The 17,536-nt window shown below is 54.6% G+C and carries 22 protein-coding genes and 1 other annotated feature; all 22 genes read right to left on the bottom strand.

Annotation, left to right across the window (positions count from 1 at the left end):
* Positions 1-34: 34 nt before the first annotated feature.
* The gene (locus JCR24_RS01435; RefSeq protein WP_011232083.1) at positions 35-583 is read right to left on the bottom strand and encodes a sporulation initiation phosphotransferase B; all 549 of its coding nucleotides are present in this window, start codon (positions 581-583) and stop codon (positions 35-37) included.
* Between the two features lie 171 nt (positions 584-754).
* A complete protein-coding gene (gene rpmA, locus JCR24_RS01430; RefSeq protein WP_011232084.1) occupies positions 755-1,045 on the bottom strand; it encodes a 50S ribosomal protein L27 in 291 nt (96 codons plus the stop codon).
* Positions 1,046-1,060: 15 nt separating this feature from the next.
* The gene (locus JCR24_RS01425; protein WP_011232085.1) at positions 1,061-1,390 is read right to left on the bottom strand and encodes a ribosomal-processing cysteine protease Prp; all 330 of its coding nucleotides are present in this window, start codon (positions 1,388-1,390) and stop codon (positions 1,061-1,063) included.
* A 2-nt stretch (positions 1,391-1,392) separates the two neighbouring features.
* Positions 1,393-1,701, bottom strand: coding sequence for a 50S ribosomal protein L21 (gene rplU, locus JCR24_RS01420; protein WP_011232086.1), 309 nt, complete (start codon positions 1,699-1,701; stop codon positions 1,393-1,395).
* A gap of 14 nt (positions 1,702-1,715) precedes the next feature.
* Positions 1,716-1,795, bottom strand: a sequence feature (ribosomal protein L21 leader region).
* A gap of 387 nt (positions 1,796-2,182) precedes the next feature.
* A complete protein-coding gene (locus JCR24_RS01415) occupies positions 2,183-3,043 on the bottom strand; it encodes a site-2 protease family protein (protein ID WP_023633735.1) in 861 nt (286 codons plus the stop codon).
* The gene (locus JCR24_RS01410) at positions 3,036-3,803 is read right to left on the bottom strand and encodes a M23 family metallopeptidase (protein ID WP_011232088.1); all 768 of its coding nucleotides are present in this window, start codon (positions 3,801-3,803) and stop codon (positions 3,036-3,038) included. Before JCR24_RS01410 ends, JCR24_RS01415 begins: the two co-directional genes overlap by 8 nt.
* A 263-nt stretch (positions 3,804-4,066) precedes the next feature.
* A complete protein-coding gene (gene minD / locus JCR24_RS01405; RefSeq protein ID WP_011232089.1) occupies positions 4,067-4,870 on the bottom strand; it encodes a septum site-determining protein MinD in 804 nt (267 codons plus the stop codon).
* Positions 4,871-4,872: 2 nt separating this feature from the next.
* On the bottom strand, positions 4,873-5,565 hold the full coding sequence (minC, locus tag JCR24_RS01400) for a septum site-determining protein MinC (RefSeq protein WP_013144614.1): 693 nt from the start codon (positions 5,563-5,565) through the stop codon (positions 4,873-4,875).
* Positions 5,566-5,605: 40 nt separating this feature from the next.
* Positions 5,606-6,124 (bottom strand): rod shape-determining protein MreD, encoded by a 519-nt coding sequence (gene mreD / locus JCR24_RS01395; RefSeq protein WP_013144613.1) that lies wholly within the window; start codon positions 6,122-6,124, stop codon positions 5,606-5,608.
* The gene (gene mreC / locus JCR24_RS01390) at positions 6,121-6,987 is read right to left on the bottom strand and encodes a rod shape-determining protein MreC (protein ID WP_238979954.1); all 867 of its coding nucleotides are present in this window, start codon (positions 6,985-6,987) and stop codon (positions 6,121-6,123) included. Before mreC ends, mreD begins: the two co-directional genes overlap by 4 nt.
* Positions 6,988-7,006: 19 nt before the next feature.
* Positions 7,007-8,029: a rod shape-determining protein gene (locus JCR24_RS01385; RefSeq protein WP_011232093.1), complete on the bottom strand. Its 1,023-nt coding sequence runs from the start codon at positions 8,027-8,029 to the stop codon at positions 7,007-7,009.
* Between the two features lie 157 nt (positions 8,030-8,186).
* Positions 8,187-8,867 (bottom strand): RadC family protein, encoded by a 681-nt coding sequence (gene radC, locus JCR24_RS01380; protein ID WP_013144611.1) that lies wholly within the window; start codon positions 8,865-8,867, stop codon positions 8,187-8,189.
* Between the two features lie 136 nt (positions 8,868-9,003).
* The gene (locus tag JCR24_RS01375) at positions 9,004-9,579 is read right to left on the bottom strand and encodes a Maf family protein (protein WP_238979953.1); all 576 of its coding nucleotides are present in this window, start codon (positions 9,577-9,579) and stop codon (positions 9,004-9,006) included.
* Between the two features lie 432 nt (positions 9,580-10,011).
* Positions 10,012-11,127: a stage II sporulation protein D gene (locus JCR24_RS01370; protein ID WP_370643289.1), complete on the bottom strand. Its 1,116-nt coding sequence runs from the start codon at positions 11,125-11,127 to the stop codon at positions 10,012-10,014.
* 116 nt (positions 11,128-11,243) lie between these two features.
* Complete coding sequence (locus JCR24_RS01365; RefSeq protein ID WP_011232097.1) at positions 11,244-11,705, bottom strand: type II secretion system protein; 462 nt, start codon at positions 11,703-11,705, stop codon at positions 11,244-11,246.
* Between the two features lie 21 nt (positions 11,706-11,726).
* The gene (locus JCR24_RS01360; RefSeq protein WP_238979951.1) at positions 11,727-12,446 is read right to left on the bottom strand and encodes a pilus assembly protein PilO; all 720 of its coding nucleotides are present in this window, start codon (positions 12,444-12,446) and stop codon (positions 11,727-11,729) included.
* Positions 12,443-13,018: a fimbrial protein gene (locus JCR24_RS01355; RefSeq protein ID WP_013144607.1), complete on the bottom strand. Its 576-nt coding sequence runs from the start codon at positions 13,016-13,018 to the stop codon at positions 12,443-12,445. The genes JCR24_RS01360 and JCR24_RS01355 overlap by 4 nt, the downstream gene beginning before the upstream one ends.
* A complete protein-coding gene (gene pilM / locus JCR24_RS01350; protein ID WP_238979950.1) occupies positions 13,008-13,946 on the bottom strand; it encodes a type IV pilus biogenesis protein PilM in 939 nt (312 codons plus the stop codon). The genes JCR24_RS01355 and pilM overlap by 11 nt, the downstream gene beginning before the upstream one ends.
* Positions 13,947-13,967: 21 nt before the next feature.
* Positions 13,968-14,714, bottom strand: coding sequence for a prepilin peptidase (locus JCR24_RS01345; protein ID WP_238979949.1), 747 nt, complete (start codon positions 14,712-14,714; stop codon positions 13,968-13,970).
* A gap of 20 nt (positions 14,715-14,734) precedes the next feature.
* A complete protein-coding gene (locus JCR24_RS01340; RefSeq protein ID WP_238979948.1) occupies positions 14,735-15,196 on the bottom strand; it encodes a prepilin-type N-terminal cleavage/methylation domain-containing protein in 462 nt (153 codons plus the stop codon).
* A gap of 85 nt (positions 15,197-15,281) precedes the next feature.
* Entirely contained in the window at positions 15,282-16,493 is a 1,212-nt protein-coding gene (locus JCR24_RS01335) for a type II secretion system F family protein (protein ID WP_238979947.1), read from the bottom strand.
* Positions 16,480-17,535 carry a type IV pilus twitching motility protein PilT gene (locus tag JCR24_RS01330; protein WP_238979946.1) on the bottom strand — a complete coding sequence of 352 codons (1,056 nt, stop codon included), beginning with the start codon at positions 17,533-17,535 and terminating at the stop codon, positions 16,480-16,482. The genes JCR24_RS01335 and JCR24_RS01330 overlap by 14 nt, the downstream gene beginning before the upstream one ends.
* Position 17,536: the final 1 nt, after the last annotated feature.

Below are 17,536 nucleotides of genomic sequence, written 5' to 3'. Positions count from 1 at the left end.
TGAACTCTTCCGTGCTCCTTCATCCAATCAACGATCAAGATTCCGCCGACAAAAGCTCAAGCTCCACCGTCAATTCGCCCTCGCCAACGGCAAACGACGCGAGCCGAAGCGGCGGTGATGGTTCGCAGCGCTCAAGCCAAGCGCGAATGGTTTCGCCGTCCCTAAACGTGCCGCGGTAATCCAAAAACAGCGCCGCCCGTCGGTCGGACAGCTCAATGGACAAACATAAATGGTTTTCTGTCCGCTCATCGGATTGCGCTTCGAGCAGGCGAAAAAATTTGCGGCACCATTCAGCCAGCTGTTCATCGTACTGCGACCAATCCGCTTTGCCGTCCATGATTTCATACTCAAGAACGAGCGGGCGCGGCTCCCAGTTATAGGTCATGATAAGCTCGGCGAACCGCTCGGCCTTCAAATTCGTCAACCGTGTTTCCTGATGCATCTCGCCGATCATGTCTTCAATGATTTCCTGCACCCGTTCGATTTTATTAAGCGCCAAATGCCCTTTGATGAGCTGAATTTTGTTCAGCCAGTCATGGCGGGCATGGCGCATCACCTCAACGACAGTCCATCGCTTCTCCATCCGACGCTCCCCTATCCACTAAGCGTAGGCTCCCTGCCTCGCTTGGACTTCCGCCTCCATGGGGGAGGCATGTACTTTTACTATAACATTTTTTGACATTGAACAGGAACGATTTTTCTACGCCAAAAAGAAAAAACTCTAACCGAACGGTTAGAGTTTTTTCCACATCGATTACGCTTCTTGGCTGACCGGGTAGACGCTGACGCGTTTGCGGTCGCGGCCGAGCCGCTCGAAGCGTACGATGCCGTCGATTTTCGCATACAGCGTATCGTCGCCGCCGCGGCCGACGTTCAAGCCCGGATGGACTTTCGTTCCGCGTTGACGGTACAAAATCGAACCGCTGGTGACGAATTGACCGTCAGCCCGTTTTGCGCCAAGACGTTTCGCGATCGAGTCGCGGCCGTTTTTCGTCGAACCGACCCCTTTTTTCGAAGCAAAAAATTGCAGGTCAAGTCTCAGCATGGCAGTCACCTCCCGCTAGATGGATGTCACGCGGATAAATGTTCCGTAATCGCGTTCGATCGTCTTTAGCGAAACGACCATCGCTTCCAACAACAACTGTACTTTCTCTGCCGCCGCTTCTTCCAGCTCCGGAAGCTCGCAGCGGAGGTAGCCGCCGTCTTTGCCGAGCGAAACATGCGGGCTTACGCCAATAAGTGTCTCGATGGCGTTGATCGTGCCGAACGAGACCGCCGAAGCGCCGGCGCATACAATGTCTTGCCCGCGTTTCGCAAAATGGGCGTGCCCTTCCATCGTAAACGCGCGGATGCGGCCGTCCGCTTCCCGTTCAATCGTGACGCGGATCATCTTTACGCGTTGATTTTTTCGATGACGACTTTCGTGTACGGCTGACGGTGGCCTTGTTTGCGGCGATAGTTCTTTTTCGCTTTATATTTGAAGACGATGATTTTCTTTTGTCGGCCGTGTTTTTGCACTCTCGCCGTCACGGTTGCGCCTTCGACTGTCGGGTTGCCGATTTTCACCGTTTCCCCGCCGACGAACAGCACTTTGTCAAACGTGACCGTATCGCCTTCATTCGCATCCAATTTTTCGATGTAAATTTCTTGGCCTTCTTCGACTTTCAATTGTTTGCCGCCAGTTTCGATAATTGCGTACATGCATCGCACCTCCTTCATGGACTCAGACTCGCCAGCGCCAAGGCGGCCCAAGACGGAGCGCTTCATCGCCCGCGCTGAGCGGTTGTAGTGCGGGTGCGTCTTTTTGCGACAGCCGCCCTCTTTTGCCCTTGTTGGCAGGACAAAAAGTCTACAACGTCATCTATCGTAACATAGAAACGGCCGGCCGTCAACCGTCATCTTCGTCCCCCGGCGGGCGATGATGAAACGGTGCAAACGACTATATAGAGAGGCCATTTGAAGCTTTGCCATTTGCAACTTTACCGAGTATTTGATCGACTGTTGATCGACCGAACAACGCCGCTTTCAGACCCATGTATGAGTCTGTGAAGCGAGCGGCTGTTCGGCCTCCCGTCACGCCAAGGTGTGACGAGGGCAAGCCTGTGGCTTGCCTTCGTCAGTCGAAAAATAGATAAGCGACTTTTCCATCAAGGATATGTGAAACTTTTATATATAGCCACGATCAATAGATGAGAGCGCCAAGCGGCGCATCGGCTTGTTTTTCGGCAAAAAACGCATGCAGCAGCTCGTTTTCATCGAGCGTCGCCCGTTCGCGCCCGTCGCGAACGACGATGATCGCATGCTTTTGTCCGCGGTAAAATCGCTGCAGCACGGCCGAGATGCGTTCGTCCGCCGGCGCCGTAATCGTCCGCAGCTTTGTATAGCCGCCTTTGTTTCCATAATACCGCTCAAGCAAAAAGCGCATGACGACATACGGATGCTGCTTTTGCTCCTGCCAAAGAGCATGCGCCAAAAAGGCGGCGATCGCCCATAAATCAAGCTGGCGCGGCGCCAACACAAACAAAAGAACAACGCCGACAGCAAGCACGGCGGCCGATATGGCGACCGTGTTTCGATGCGCTTCGCTGAACGGGCGGCGGTAGGACAGCAGCAAAAACAATAACTTGCCTCCATCCAGCGGCCAGATCGGCAGCAAGTTCAAAGCGAAAATGGCCGCATTGTAGCGAAAAAAGAGCTCCCAGCTCCCGCCATCCATCATGCCGGCCTTCCACAAAAAAAACGCCGCCGCTACGAGCCACAGATGCTGGGCCGGCCCGGCGAGCGTCACGATCCACTCCTCGCGGAACGGCCGGTTGCCGTGCTCTTCGACTTCCGCCACTCCGCCGAACGGCAGCAGCAAAATCCGCTTCACCCGCCAAGAGAAAAACGCGGCTGCCGCCGCATGGCCAAGCTCATGAACGAGGACGATGAAAAACAACAGGCAAAGCTGCTTGAAATGGGCGGTAAGCACCGCGATGCCGCCGATCAACCATAACAGCGGGTGGACGTGCAGCTTCCCGAGCAGCGCCATATACTTATTCAAAGGAAATCACCTGAATCGGATCGATAAATTCATCTCCTTGTTTAATCGCAAAATAAAACAGCCCTTTCTGTTTATTTGCCTCGCTCGCCCCGGCCGTGCCAACTTCCTGCCCCATTTCTACAAAATCATACAATTTCACCGAAATGGCCCCCAAACGTCCATACCACGTCTCCGTGCCGTCCGCATGTTGGATGATGACCGTTTTGCCGAGACGGTCTTTCGTACCGGCAAAGGTGACAATCCCTTCTTTCATCGCTTCCACTTTGGCTCCATTCTCGGTTTCGATCGTCACACCCTCCCCGTTTTTTTCAAAACTTTCGAGAATCCGTCCAGAAGCCGGCACTGCATAGGATGAAGCCGTTTTCACCTTTTCTTCCTTTTTCGGGGCAAAAAAAGCGAGCGGCTCACCGAACGTTTTTTCATACCAGGCTGAGACGGCCGCAAACTGAAACTCGGTTTCCATCGTCCGGGCAATAAACTGCCGCGCCGGCTCGAGGGAAGCGGACGGATGCCGGAACAAAATGGCCGTCACTAGCACGAGACAGGCAGCGATGAGTGTTTTGAATAAAAACCATTCTTTGCGGAACAACGGATGGGGAGCGGATTCAAACGAATAGCGGTCATACGTGACGACCGGCAGCCCGTACCGCTCCTCATCAGCGGCGCTCCATCTAGATTCTTTTGGATCCTGCCCCTTATATTGACGTTCCCTTCTTCGTTTTTCAATGCGTTTTTTCATCTCACGGACGCGTCGATCCATACGTCCCCCCTCCACCTTTCCAACAACGTTTGTACTAATTTATGAGACAACCTCATGGAATATGAACGAGCGTTTTTCGCCGCGCCTCGCCGAACACGTCCGCGAACAAATCCCTCAAACGGTTTCACACCAACGTTTCGGCTGAGCGCCGCAACCGATCGATACCATCTGCTTCCGTTGTTACAGATCAGGAATTCCAAACAGCACAACAATTATGAATAAAAAAAGAAGGCCCATTCAACGGCCTTCTTGCGCCAACTCCATTATTTCAAACTAAATATTTTCCGAATCTTTGAAAACAGCCCCTTCTCCTCTTCCTCAAGCGGCGGCAGCGGCACCGACTCGCCGAGGATGCGGCGGGCAATGTTGCGGAAGGCGATCGACGCTTTGCTGTTTGGGTCCAGCACAATCGGCTCGCCGCGGTTCGACGCTTTGATCACGTTTTCATCGTCGGCGATAATGCCGAGCAACTCGATCGATAAATGCGAGATGATTTCGTCGACATCCAACATATCGCCGTTTTTCACCATATGGCTGCGAATGCGGTTGATGATGAGGCGCGGCGGTTTGACGTGCTCCTCCGCTTCAAGCAAGCCGATGATGCGGTCGGCGTCGCGGACCGCCGACACTTCCGGCGTCGTGACGACGATCGCTTCGTCCGCGCCGGCGACAGCGTTGCGATAGCCTTGTTCGATTCCAGCCGGACAGTCGATGAGCACATAATCGTATTCCTGTTTCAGCTCCTCAATGAGCTGTTTCATTTGCGCGGGGTTGACCGCCGACTTATCGCTCGTTTGCGCGGCCGGCAACAAATACAAATGGTTATCGAACCGCTTGTCTTTCACAAGCGCCTTCTGCACCGTGCAACGCCCCTCCACGACATCAACCAAATCATAAATAATTCGGTTCTCAAGCCCAAGCACGACATCGAGGTTGCGCAGCCCGATGTCGGTGTCGACAAGGCACACCCGCTTCCCTAGAATGGCGAGGGCCGTCCCAAGGTTCGCGGTCGTCGTCGTTTTGCCGACGCCGCCTTTTCCGGAAGTGATGACGATCGCTTCTCCCACGGTCACATTCTCCTTTCTAAGCGCGTCAAATTCGGCCGCAAATGCATAAGCAGCTGAAGGCGGTCGACAACAATTTGGTTATGCTCATCAATATAGGCGCATTCCATTTCATTTCCTTCATCCGTTTTCGAATCGGGCGCTCGGCTCATGATGTCGCCGATGCGCAGCTGCATCGGTTTCATGACCGATGCAGCGATGATCGCCTGTTTATTGCCGGCATACCCGGCATGGGCGATGCCGCGCAAGGCGCCGAGAATGAAAATGTTGCCTCCGGCAATGACCGTTCCGCCAGGGTTCACGTCGCCGATCAGCAGCAAATCCCCTTCGACATGAAGCACTTGTCCCGAACGGACAATGCGCGAAACGGGCACAATTTCCGTTTTTCTCATCCATTCTATCGCTTCTGCTTTCGACATGACATTGCTTTCGATCGAATCGACGACCAAATTTTTTGAACGGCGGATGAGCGCACGCACCTCTTCCTCTTGGGCAGGCGTCAAATAGCGGTTCCCAATTTTCAGATGAACAGAGACAAGGGGGCTGTCTGGCGCGACGCCAGCTTGTTTGACAAGCCGCTCCTCGATTTCTTTCAATAAATCGTCATACGAGCAGCGGTCATCGAGATGCAGCGTCAGCCCATCTTTCGTCCCTTTAATCGTCACGTACTGCTGCTTTTGTTTCGCCACAACGTTCACCCCAACGAATAATTCTACAAAACGGGCCGTTTTTCCTCTTTTATTCTTCCTGCTCAAACCGGCGAATTTTGGCCAATCGCCGTTCGAGCGGGTACGAAAAGACGAGCAAAAACGCGACGTTCAGAAGCAGCGTCGGCCATAGACGGCGGTCCCAAAAAACAGAAAACGACCAATCGGTCCGCCCGATCAACAGCTGGATGCCGTAGATATAACTGTCAAGCAGCACAATGGAAAGCAGCGACAAGAGCGATGCAACAAACCAGTTTTGGTGGAACCATTTCATCGCTTTGCCCGCCAAGTAGGCTATAAGCGTATAGGCAAACGCATAAACACCGAGCAGCTCTGTGTAGACGCAGTCATACAGGAACCCGAAGATGAACCCGTACCCCATCGCCCGCGTCCCGCCGAAATGCATCGCTGTGAACACGAGAAAAACAAGAAAAAACCGGGGAACAAAAAAATAGTGGACATACAAGTCGCCTTTTGGCCATACATCAACAAAAAGGCTCTCACTCACAAAACATAACACCGCAAGGAAAGGGAGACGCCACTTGTTCACTTTGCCTCCTCCTTTTCCTGCAGTGCTACATCGATGGTTCGTTTCACAATCATGACGTCGTCAATATCATACAAGTTGGCAAACGGCTTGACATAGACGACTTTCGTCAATCCGTATTGGTCCGGCTTGATCTCGGTCACCTCACCGATCGGCAGTCCTTTCGGAAACACGCCGCCAAGGCCGGAAGTCAACACTTTTTGCCTTTTTTCCACTTTGGCGTCAATCGGAATTTCTCCGAGCAGCAACTCGCGCCGCTTCTCATCGTAGCCTTCGATCAACCCAAACACGTTTTCCTTTCCTTGGATATAAGCGGAAATGCGGTTGTTTTGGTCAAGCGCGCTTAACAGCTGCACAGTGGACGTAAATTGGGAAGCGTGCTGCACCTTGCCGACAAGCCCCGCTGGGGTGATGACGGCCATATCTTTTTTCACGCCGTGTTGCTCGCCTTTGTTGATGATGATCGTTTCCCGCCAACGATCCGGGTTCCGCCCGATCACCGTCGCCTGAATCGAAACAAAATCACGCAAGCTCTCTTTTTTATCGAGCAACGCGCGCAGCCGTTCGTTTTCTTGCCGCAACGCCTCGACCTCGGTCTCAAGCGCCGCATATTCCTCAAGTCTTGCCTTCAGCAGTTCGTTTTCCTTATATGTACGGCGAAGATCGCTCACATTTTCAAAGAAGCCCGCGATCTCCTGGGCGGGCTTCCCAAACAGAAGCTGAACAAAACCAACCGTATCTTTTACAAACTGCTCCGGCCACGTCAATTCTTTGCGGCTGCGCAGGGAAAAGCCGATCAACATGACAAGGATGACGATGCTGACGAGCAAAAAAATGAGACGCTTATTCCCAAAAAGCTGTGGCATGCGTCACACCTTCTTACCGTCAGCGATGGTCTCTCGCCTTGTTTTTAAACAAGTCGATGTGGTCGAGCGCTTTCCCGGTGCCAATGGCCACGCAATCAAGCGGATTTTCCGCGACGATGACCGGCATGTCCGTCTCTTTGCTGATGACCTTGTCCAAGTTGCGCAACAAAGCGCCGCCGCCTGTCAGCACGATGCCGCGGTCCATAATGTCAGCCGCCAGCTCCGGCGGTGTTTTTTCGAGCGTGTTTTTCACCGACTCGACGATCGCATAGACCGTATCGTGCAGCGCCTCAGCCACTTCTTCGGCGCTGATTTCGATCGTTTTTGGCAGCCCAGTGAGCAAGTCGCGGCCGCGAATTTCCATGTTTCCGATTCCTTCCGGATTTCCGGCTGAGCCGATCTCGACTTTAATCGCCTCCGCCGTCCGTTCTCCGATCATCAAATTGTACGTTTTTCGGATGTATTGAATGATCGCCTCATCCATTTCATCGCCGGCGATGCGAATCGACTGGCTCGTCACGATGCCGCCGAGCGAAATCACAGCCACTTCAGTCGTACCGCCGCCGATGTCGACGACCATGCTCCCGGTCGGCTCCCACACCGGCAAATTGGCGCCGATCGCGGCCGCAAATGGTTCTTCAATCGTATAGGCATCGCGTGCTCCAGCCTGGCGAGTCGCATCGATGACCGCGCGCTCCTCCACGGCTGTGATGCCGTACGGCACGCATACCATCACATACGGCTTGCTGGCAAACAACCCTTTCGTTTTGACGGCCTTGCGAATGAAATATTTCATCATCGTCGCCGTCGTTTCATAATCGGCGATGACGCCGTCTTTCATCGGACGAAGCGCCACGATGTTGCCCGGCGTGCGCCCGATCATGTTTTTCGCTTCATTGCCGACAGCGACGATTTGCTTCGTGTCGCGCTGAATGGCGACAACCGACGGCTCGCGCAAAACGATCCCTTTTCCCTTCACATAAACGAGCGTATTCGCTGTTCCTAAATCAATCCCGAGATCTTTCGTCCCAATTCCAAACATATGATCGATCTTCCTTTCCGAAACGAAATGCATATGATTTTCTATTGACAACATGGATCGGATGTCAAGTCATTTATAAATTGTACAACACCGCCCGAACGGATTCGGAAAAACCCATAGTTGATATTATAACTGATTCGACAAAAAATGAGAACCGTCAGACATAGCCTTTTTCTTTCAAACTGATGAATTTTTGATCGCCGATGATGAGGTGATCCAAGAGCTCGATGCCGATGATGCGGCCGCATTCCGCGAGCCGTTTCGTCACATCGATGTCTTCGCGGCTTGGAGTCGGATCGCCAGAAGGGTGGTTATGCACACAAATGACTGAGGCGGCGGAACGTTTGATCGCCTCTTTAAACACTTCGCGCGGATGGACAATCGAGGCGTTTAAACTGCCGATGAACACCGTTTTGCGGTAGATGACTTGATTTTTCGTATTTAAATAAATGGCGACAAAATGTTCTTGCGATAAAAAGCGCATATCTTCCATGACGTATTTCGCTCCGTCTTCCGGGCAACGAATCACATAGCGGTCGGCGCAGCCGGACTGGTGGATGCGTCGGCCGAGCTCGAGCGCCGCCAAAATTTGCACGGCTTTCGTCGGCCCGATCCCTTTGATGTTCGTCATTTCTTCGACCGTTGCGTCTTTGAGCGACCTCAGCCCCTCAAAATGGCGAAGGAGACGCTGGGCGAGCTGCACGACCGACTCCTCCTTCGTGCCCGTGCGCAACAAAATGGCGATCAGTTCATGGTCGGATAAACTTTCTGGCCCTGATGACAGCAGCCGTTCACGCGGCCGGCTGTCTTTCGGAACATCGCGGATCATCCACGCCATCATACTCCCCCTTTTTTGTTTTGCTTCATCGAAAGATGGAGAGGCTTGAACCGCCCCTCGGTACGACAGCAGAATCCGTTTGCGGGGGCGTTCTTTTGCCAAAAAGGCGCCAGACGGCGGCCGCCTGTGCTTTCATCTATGCCGGCGGCCACCCGAGCCGGCGCAATTCCCTCACCGTCCGCGACAGCGGCAGGCCGACGACCGTCAAATAGTCGCCTTCGATCCGTTTGACAAACAGGGCGGCGCGGCCTTGGATGCCATACGCCCCCGCCTTGTCCATCGGCTCCCCGGTCGCAATATAGGCGGCAATTTCCTCGTCATCGAGCTCCCAAAACGTGACGGCTGTTTTTTCCGCAAACGATGTGATGACACCATGAGGGAGTGCGATGGCGACGCCGGTCCATACGTCATGCGTTCGCCCGGACAAGAGCCGCAACATGGCGAATGCTTCTTCTTCCGTGCGCGGCTTCCCTAACAAGCGGCCATCGCACACCACGATTGTATCAGCGCCAAGAACGTACGCATCAGGGACAGACGGCGCCACCGCCTCAACTTTCCGGCGGGCAAGCAGTTGGACAGCTTCATCAGGGGGCGTTCCGGGGGCGATCGTCTCATCGGCTTGACTTTCTTGAACGTCAAACGGCCAACCGGCCAGCTCGAGGATCTGCCTGCGGCGCGGGGAGCGGGAAGCAAGCACGAACCGTGGAGGCATCGTTCATTCTCCTTTCACTCGTTTCGGCTCGGAAGATTCATTTGTATCGTAGCAAATTTTGCGGTGAAAGGCAATTTTCTGTATAGATGCCATTTGAAGCATGAACATTTGCAGATTTTACTAGGCATTTGATCGACTGTCGGGCGACCGAACAACGCGGCTTTCAGACCCATGTATGGGTCTGTGAAGCGGGTGGTTGTTCGGTCTTCCAAGCCACAGGCTTGCCTTCGACAGTCGAAAAATGGACAAACGGCTTTTCCGTCAAGGATATGTGAAACGTTTTCGTTGCCATCTATATAAAGTTGAAATTTTGTTTTACATCCAGCCGATCACTCGCCACGTTATATCATAGTCGACTTGTATGGAGATAAATATAGAAACGAAAAATCGGAAATTCTTTATACATGCAATAGGCAAAAAAAAACGGGGCTTCTAGCTCCCTAGCGGCACCAATTCGATATAAACGGCGAGCGCCTCGAGCAGCTGTTGCTGGGCTTTGGCCAACAGCGCTTCATCCCGTTGCTCTTTGTATGCGGCAAGGGCGACATACGCCTGCTTCAGCGCTTCAACATACCGCCCGACTGTTTTGTCGCTTGAAGCGTTGCTTTTTTCTAACGCGTCATACGCCTTTTGGAGCGCCTGCCAGTCATCTTCTCCTGCTTTCCTGCCGCCAAGCAAAGCCGCGGAGACCGCTGCCATGTTTTCATACAAAACCTCCCCTTTTTGGATGGCCTCCGACCGGCGCGCCGCCGCTTCGGCGGCAAACGACAGCTCTTTGACATACGTGCTTGGCACCCTTTGGCGGTATTGGTCGTTGACCGTCCGCAACGTTTCCTTATCCGCGCCGACGGCGATATAGAGCGCTGCCGGTTTTTGCCCCGCGACGACGACCGGCACGCCTGCTGTTTTGATCGATTCGGACGCCTGCTTGGCCGCCGCCGCATTCGAATAGACGCCAGCTTGAATGACCGCAATGGAAAACGGCGCTCGTACGACGCTTTCTCTTCCTTCTTCGCCCGCCGCTGTTTCAGGCTTTGTCAATTCCGTCATCGCTTCAGATGCCGGCGACGAAGCCAATTTTTCCTTCGGAATGATGCGCAGCACCGTCATGCCAAACGCCATGCCGACCAACGCAGCGACCAACGCGGCGGCGAGCAGCGACTTGGCTTGAGCCGGCAGCCGCCATGTCCGACGTCTGGCGCTTTTCTTTTGTTGCATCGCCTCGGAAACGGAAATGACCCGTTCATCCGCCTCAAGGGCGGCCGCCTCTTCCCAACCCGTCGTTTCAACATCTTCTCGAACTTGCCCATCCTCCACAACCCACAGGCCTGTTGATGGCTTGCCTGCGGATGGCCCGCCTTCTTGAAACGCGCTCACTTGGCGGCTGTCATCCGCCTCGTTTTTGGCTCGCTGTCCTTTCCCTAGATGGCTGTCCACCGGATATCCACCCGACTCCTCGGACGGCCGTCCTTCCGACGAACGCTCCACGGTAAATGGGCGGGGCTTGCCGTTGATATTCACCATAATGCGCATGCGCTGCTTGTCCATTTGGCCACCGTCCTTCTTCATGCTTCGATTTCTTTCGCCTATCTTACCACAAACGGAAAAAAAAAGAACAAGACATTTGTCGTCTTGTCCCCGCTTCTGTTCTTCATTTTCCGACATCAACGGTTGCGAATCGCCTCGGTCCCCAGCGCTTCGACAGGAATCGGCTGCTCGCGCCCCTCATAGGTGCAAAGCTGCTTTGTCTCGCCTTTTAAGCAAACGGCATAATCGATCCCGCCGTCTTCCCGCTTCGTGGCAAGCACGTACGATGGATTCGTTTCCGGCGGCAATACATTTCCGGTAAACGGATCTTCGATTGGATCCAGCAAACCGTTGCCCACCAATTCTCCATACGACAATATGGCAGAAGAACGGGCTGGCAAAAATTCCACTTTCTCGGCGCCGACATACAGCCGCGCCGCTTCATATAGTCCATACGCATCGGAAACAAACGCCCGCTCGCGCGCCCGATCAATCACCGTCCACATGGCAAGACCGACGATCATCGCCACAATACCGATGATGACGAGCACAGCCAAAAGCTCAATGAGGGTCATCCCCCGCTTCATGCGAATGAGCATATCGGCCTTCCACCATCCCCGCTACCGTCCCGAAGGCGGCGCCACTTCCACGAGCGGATTGTCTTTGCCGCTTGGCGGAGGGACATCGCGGATGGGAATGAGCTGCTTCCATTTCTCAAGCTGCGGCGCGTAAAAGGCGCGGACATTGATGGAATAGGCGAGCGGTTGCACGTCGACAGCGGTGGACGTCAACTCCGACGGGCCGGTAAACGTCAATCCTTCCACCGCCAAAATGCGCTCAGAGTGCTCAAGCACCTCTAAAAACCGTTCAAGCTGATAATAGGAGGGAGATTCCACCGTCAATTGGGCGGTAATAGACTGGATGCCGCTTGGAGGAATCAACGCCTTGTCTCCGGACGCCTTGCTTTCCGCTCCATTCGCGTTCCCTTGCGAAGGAGATTCTCCGGTTCCTTGCCCTTCATCGAAGCTGACGCTCAATAACCGGCTGTCAGAAATATATTCCGCTTTTTGAAACGCCAGCAACAGTTGGTCGGCGAACGGGCGCACCGGCACTTTCCTCTGCAAAGCCGCCAGGCTCTCTGCCGTTTCTTCTCGATTCCCCGCCGCCTGCTTTTTCATTGCAGCCAACACGTTTTTCTCGCTTTGTACGACCGACTCGAGCCGATCCATTTGTTCGTAGCGCGGCATGAGCACAAAAACATAGAAAGCGGCAAACAAAAGAGCGGCAAGAAGAAACACCCCGGTAAACACGAGCGGCCATTTGCCAAAACGGCCCATCATTCGTTGTCCCCCTCTTTTCCTGTCGGCTGAAGTTCCAGCTCATATTGCGCGATATACCGCGGCACGATCGTTTCCCCCTCTGCCCCGCCGCTTTCGCCGCTGGCCGAGATGCCGGTCAATTTGACGGCTTTGACCAAATGAACTTCCTCAAGCCGATCTAAATAATAGGCCGCTTCTTCCGCCGCATCAAACTGCACTGTCATCGTCACCGTCTTTTGACCGGCATACGAAAAGTTCATGATAAAGCCGCGCTCCGGCAGTTGTTTGGCCAACGCACGCAACAGCGGCACCGTTTTGAGCGGATAACGGTTCGCCCATTCGACCGCTTTAGCAAGCTCTTGCTCAGCTTGCTGCTGCTCCGTCGTTTTTCCCTTCGCCTCCATCGCCGCCTGCTCGGCGCGCACTTGCCGAAGCTCCCCTTCAAGCGCCGCGAGCCGTTGATTCGCACGCTCCATCAGCCAGTAGCCTCCCCCAGCGCCAAGCAGCAGAAGCAAAACGGCGAAGGCCGCCAGCACGGCGCCCGCCGCACGGCGCGGCTCTTTGCGCGGCAGCAAGTTGATGTCAACGATCATGGTCAGCCATTCCTTCTTTCAACGCCAATCCCCAGGCGAGATGATAACGGTCCGGCAACGGATCAAGCGAGCGAGAAAGCCGCTCCGGCGGCACATCAAGCCGCTCTGACATAACAGCAAACACATCGTCAAGCCGCGGATGGTCGCCGGTGAGGAAGAGGCGCGTAATTTGCTGTTTTCCTTGCTGGATGGAAAACGAATAAAAGCTCATCATCCGCTCGATTTCTTTATACACGTCAATAAACGGGTCGACGATCGCCGCCGTCGGCTCCCCGGGCGCCTCAAGCGGCACATGGCGCATAAACTGCGGCAAATGGCGGTGGAAGACGCTCAAATTGACAGCCGATTCGTCAAACTGGACAAGCAAAATGTGGTCGTCCGCCGCGGCTTGTCCGGCAACAAAAAACGGGCGATAGGCGCAAAGCGGTGACACATCGGCCGCCACCGGGCGCAGGCCGGCGTCTTCCAAGAGCGCCGCATATTCGGCCACCGCCTCTTCCGGCGCGGCAAACAACAGCACGTTCAGCACCTCGCTTGTTCTCTCGGCCACGACGTAGTCAAACACCGGATCGGCGAACGGAAGCGGAATCGATTCACCAAGCTCCATAAACAAATAGCCGCGGATGTCCTCGTCCGACAAATGAGCGGGAAGCGGCAAATGGCGGATCATCACAAACGGATCGGGAACGACAAAGCGGACACGCCGCCCGTCAAGTTTCCATTCGTCAACACATTCGTCCAAAATCATCGCCAACGTTTCCCGATCGGCGATTTTTCCATCGCGAATGATGCCGGGCGGCAAGGCTCGCTCGCCCCATCGCCTCGCCTCGGGCGGCTGCCCCGGCTTTGCTTCCACATAGCGGAGGACATGATCTTTGATGATGATGTTCGCCTGTTTCGCCTTTCGCCGCCATAACGCCATCTTCATTCCGCTTCCTTTCTGCCGTCTTTACATCATGAGTGAAATATACGCGCGCACGATCGCTTCTCCGAAGAAAAACGCGGTCAACGCCCCGAGTGCGATCGCCGGCGCAAACGGCATCGGCTTGCCGCGCCGCACGCGGCCCAACGCCATGCCGACAAGCCCGATCACCGTTCCGTACAACGTCGCCAAGAAAAACGCGAGCAACACCATTTTCCAACCGAGCACAAACCCAAGCACGGCAAACAGCTTCACATCGCCGCCCCCCATCCCGCCTTTGGACAAAACGGCGATCAGCCATAAAAGCGAAAATCCGACCGCCGCCCCAAGGAGCATATCGGCCCACGGCAAAAACGGAATCACAAGCCGCTCAACCAAAAACAAACCGGCAAACACCAAAAGCACCCGGTCGGGGATGAGCATGTAGCGAAGATCGGAGACGACAATGATGGCAAACAAGCTGATCAACGTCCACGCCACAACGAGCCGCCCGCTCCAGCCGACCCACATCGGCGCGGCCGTAAACAAGGCAGCGGTGGCCAATTCCATCGCCGGGTAAAGGGGGGAGATGCGCCCCCCGCACCCTTTGCACCGCCCGCGCTGCACGACATAAGACACAACTGGGATCAACTCCCTCGCCGACAGCGTCCGCCCACACGCCGGGCAATGCGACCGCGGCCTGATGATCGACTCCCCGACGGGCACCCGCAGCCCGACGACGTTAAAGAACGAGGCGAGGAGGAGGGAGTAAAGAAAAATGAGAAAAAGTATCATTTGTACAACAAATTAACTCCTTATTCCAGGTCCACATCCTTACGAGTCAATTCATTTACATCTTTGGTGCCGTCAATGTAAACAAAACTTCCGTCACCATCCACGAGTTTTACTTTGTATAGAATACCCGTGACGTTGTTATTATTATCTGTTTCTTTTACAATGTCTACTTTGCTTTCATCTGCATCATACTTCGCTGTCGAATGCTTCCCTGGAGATTTCGGAATGTTTTCCAAATATCCACCATCATATAATTGTTTCAACGTGTAACTCGTTTTCGTGTTATTATCTGCCGCAATGGCTAGCCGCGCTGCGCTCGCAACCTGCTTCGCGTTGGCAATATGGGCGTCTTTTTTCGAGTTGTCCATAATAGCGCCGATGGCCGGAATGGCAATCGCCGCAACGATCCCCAAAATGACAATGACGGCGAGCAGTTCGATGAGCGTCAAGCCGCGCTCGTTTTTCAACACCCGTTTGAACATGGTTCACTCTCCCTTTCTTTCATTTTTAGCCTGTTTTCCCTATTATTCTACAACATAGGAAGAAAAATAGGAATATATTCTTATTTTATTGTTGAATATGGTTGAAAATATCATACATCGGCACGATGATCGAAGTGACGATCGTCCCGACGACGCCGGCGAGAAGCACGATCATAAGCGGCTCGATGAGCGATTTCAATCGGTCGGTGGCTGCATCGACTTCCGCTTCGTAAAAATCGGCGACTTTGCCGAGCATGGCGTCAAGCGCACCGGTCTGTTCACCGATCGTGATCATTTGCGCAACAAGCGGCGGAAACGCCCAATGGCGGCGGAGCGGCTCCGAGAGCGATTGCCCGCGCTCGAGGGAGGTTCGCGCTTCAGCCAGCACAGATGCGATCACTTCATTTTCCACGACGCGCCCGGCGATGGAAAGCGCCTCTAAAATCGGCACCGAGCTTGCAACAAGCGAGCTGAGCGTCCGCGTCAGGCGGGCAAGCGCCGCTTTTTGCACGAGCGTGCCGAACATCGGCATCCGCAGGGCGGCATAATCCAAATAGTACTTCGTTGTCTTTTGCCGCCGAAGGACCACAAACGATGCGTACACGCCGGCAAAAAGCAGGACGACGGCCCACCAATACCGCTGCATCACACCGCTTGCCTTGAGCACAAACTTCGTAATCGCTGGCAGCTCAGCATGAAACTCGGCAAACATCTCGACGAACGTTGGCACGACGGCAACGAGCAAAAAAATGACGACGGCCGTGGCGATGATGGCGACCGCCGCCGGATAAGCGAGCGCCGAGGCGATTTTTTGCCGCGTTCGATGCACCTTTTCAAAATGGTCGGCAAGCCGGTCGAGCGTTTCATCGAGCGTGCCGCTCGCTTCACCGGCGCGCACCATGTTGACAAACAGCGGCGGAAAGATGCGCGGATGATTCGCCGCTGCCGCTGAGAGCGGGTTCCCGCCGCGCAATGACTGTTCGATGTCAAGAAGCGTCTTAGCGAGCGGCTTGCTTTCCGTTTGCTCCGCCAAAATGCGGATCGAATCGACGATCGTCACTCCGGCGCGCACAAGCGTTGCGAACTGGCGCAAAAAGATGACAAAGTGCTGCAGTTTGACGGCGCGGCCAAACGAAATTTCTTTGTTCCATATGGACGGCGGCACTTCGGCAAGCGCCAGCGGGCGAATTCCTTTTTCCCGAAGCTTTGCCGCCGCCTCGCGCCGCGAAACGGCAGTGATCACCCCAGCTTTTTTCCGTCCGCTTCGGTCGCGCCCTTCGTACTTAAACTGTGCCATCCTGTTCACGCTCCCCCGCCAAATACGCCTCGGCCGCCAGCGGATCGATGCGCCCGGCGGCTGCAAGCTCCTTAACGCTCATTTCCATCGTCTGCATGCCGATGCTGCGGCTCGTTTGCATAATGTTGATGATTTGATGTTCTTTTTCGTTGCGGATTAAGTTGGCGACGGCCGCATTGTTCACTAAAATTTCCAGCGCTGCCGTCCGCCCGGTTTTGTGTCTGTTTGGAAACAAGCGCTGAGCGATGATGGCGACAAGCACGGAAGCGAGCTGCAGCCGGATTTGCGCCTGCTGGGCCGGCGGAAAGACGTCAATCATCCGCTCAATCGCCGCCGGCGCGCTCGCCGTATGAAGCGTGCCAAGCACTAAATGGCCCGTTTCCGCGGCGGTGATTGCCGTTTGGATTGTTTCCAAATCGCGCATTTCCCCGACTAAAATGACGTCTGGATCTTGACGAAGCGCAGCACGCAATCCGGCGGCAAAACTGCCAGTGTCGAATCCCACCTCGCGTTGGTCGATGATCGATTTCCCGTGTTTATGCAAATACTCGATTGGATCTTCCAGCGTGATGATATGTTTCGACATCGTTTTGTTCATATAGTCGATCATCGCCGCCAATGTCGTCGATTTGCCGCTGCCGGTCGGTCCGGTGACAAGCACGAGTCCGTGCGGCTTTTCGGCGATGCGCTTTAAAACATCCGGCAGGCCAAGTTCCTCCAGCGTCGGGATGCGCACCGGGATGAGGCGCACGGCGAGCGACACGCATGACCGCTGTTTAAACACGTTTAAGCGAAAGCGGGAAACGCCGGCAATGCCATACGAAAAATCAAGCTCTCCGGTTTCCTGAAACTGCTGCCAAAGCGGCGCCGGAATGACGGCTTTCGCCATTTGCTCTGTTTCCTCCGGGTGCAGGCGCTCATGGCCGTAAGCTCTCAACTCCCCGTTCACGCGAAAAATCGGCGGCGCACCGACGGTCAAATGCACGTCGGAAGCGCGGCATTCAAAGGCCGCGCGCAATAACGCCTCAAGCTTTTCCTTCATC

The organism is Geobacillus sp. YHL (genome assembly GCF_022341265.1).
Classification (GTDB): Bacteria; Bacillota; Bacilli; order Bacillales; family Anoxybacillaceae; genus Geobacillus; species Geobacillus thermoleovorans.
The sequence above is the reverse complement of the archived record's forward strand: the minus strand, read 5'-3'. Positions and strand labels throughout refer to the sequence as shown.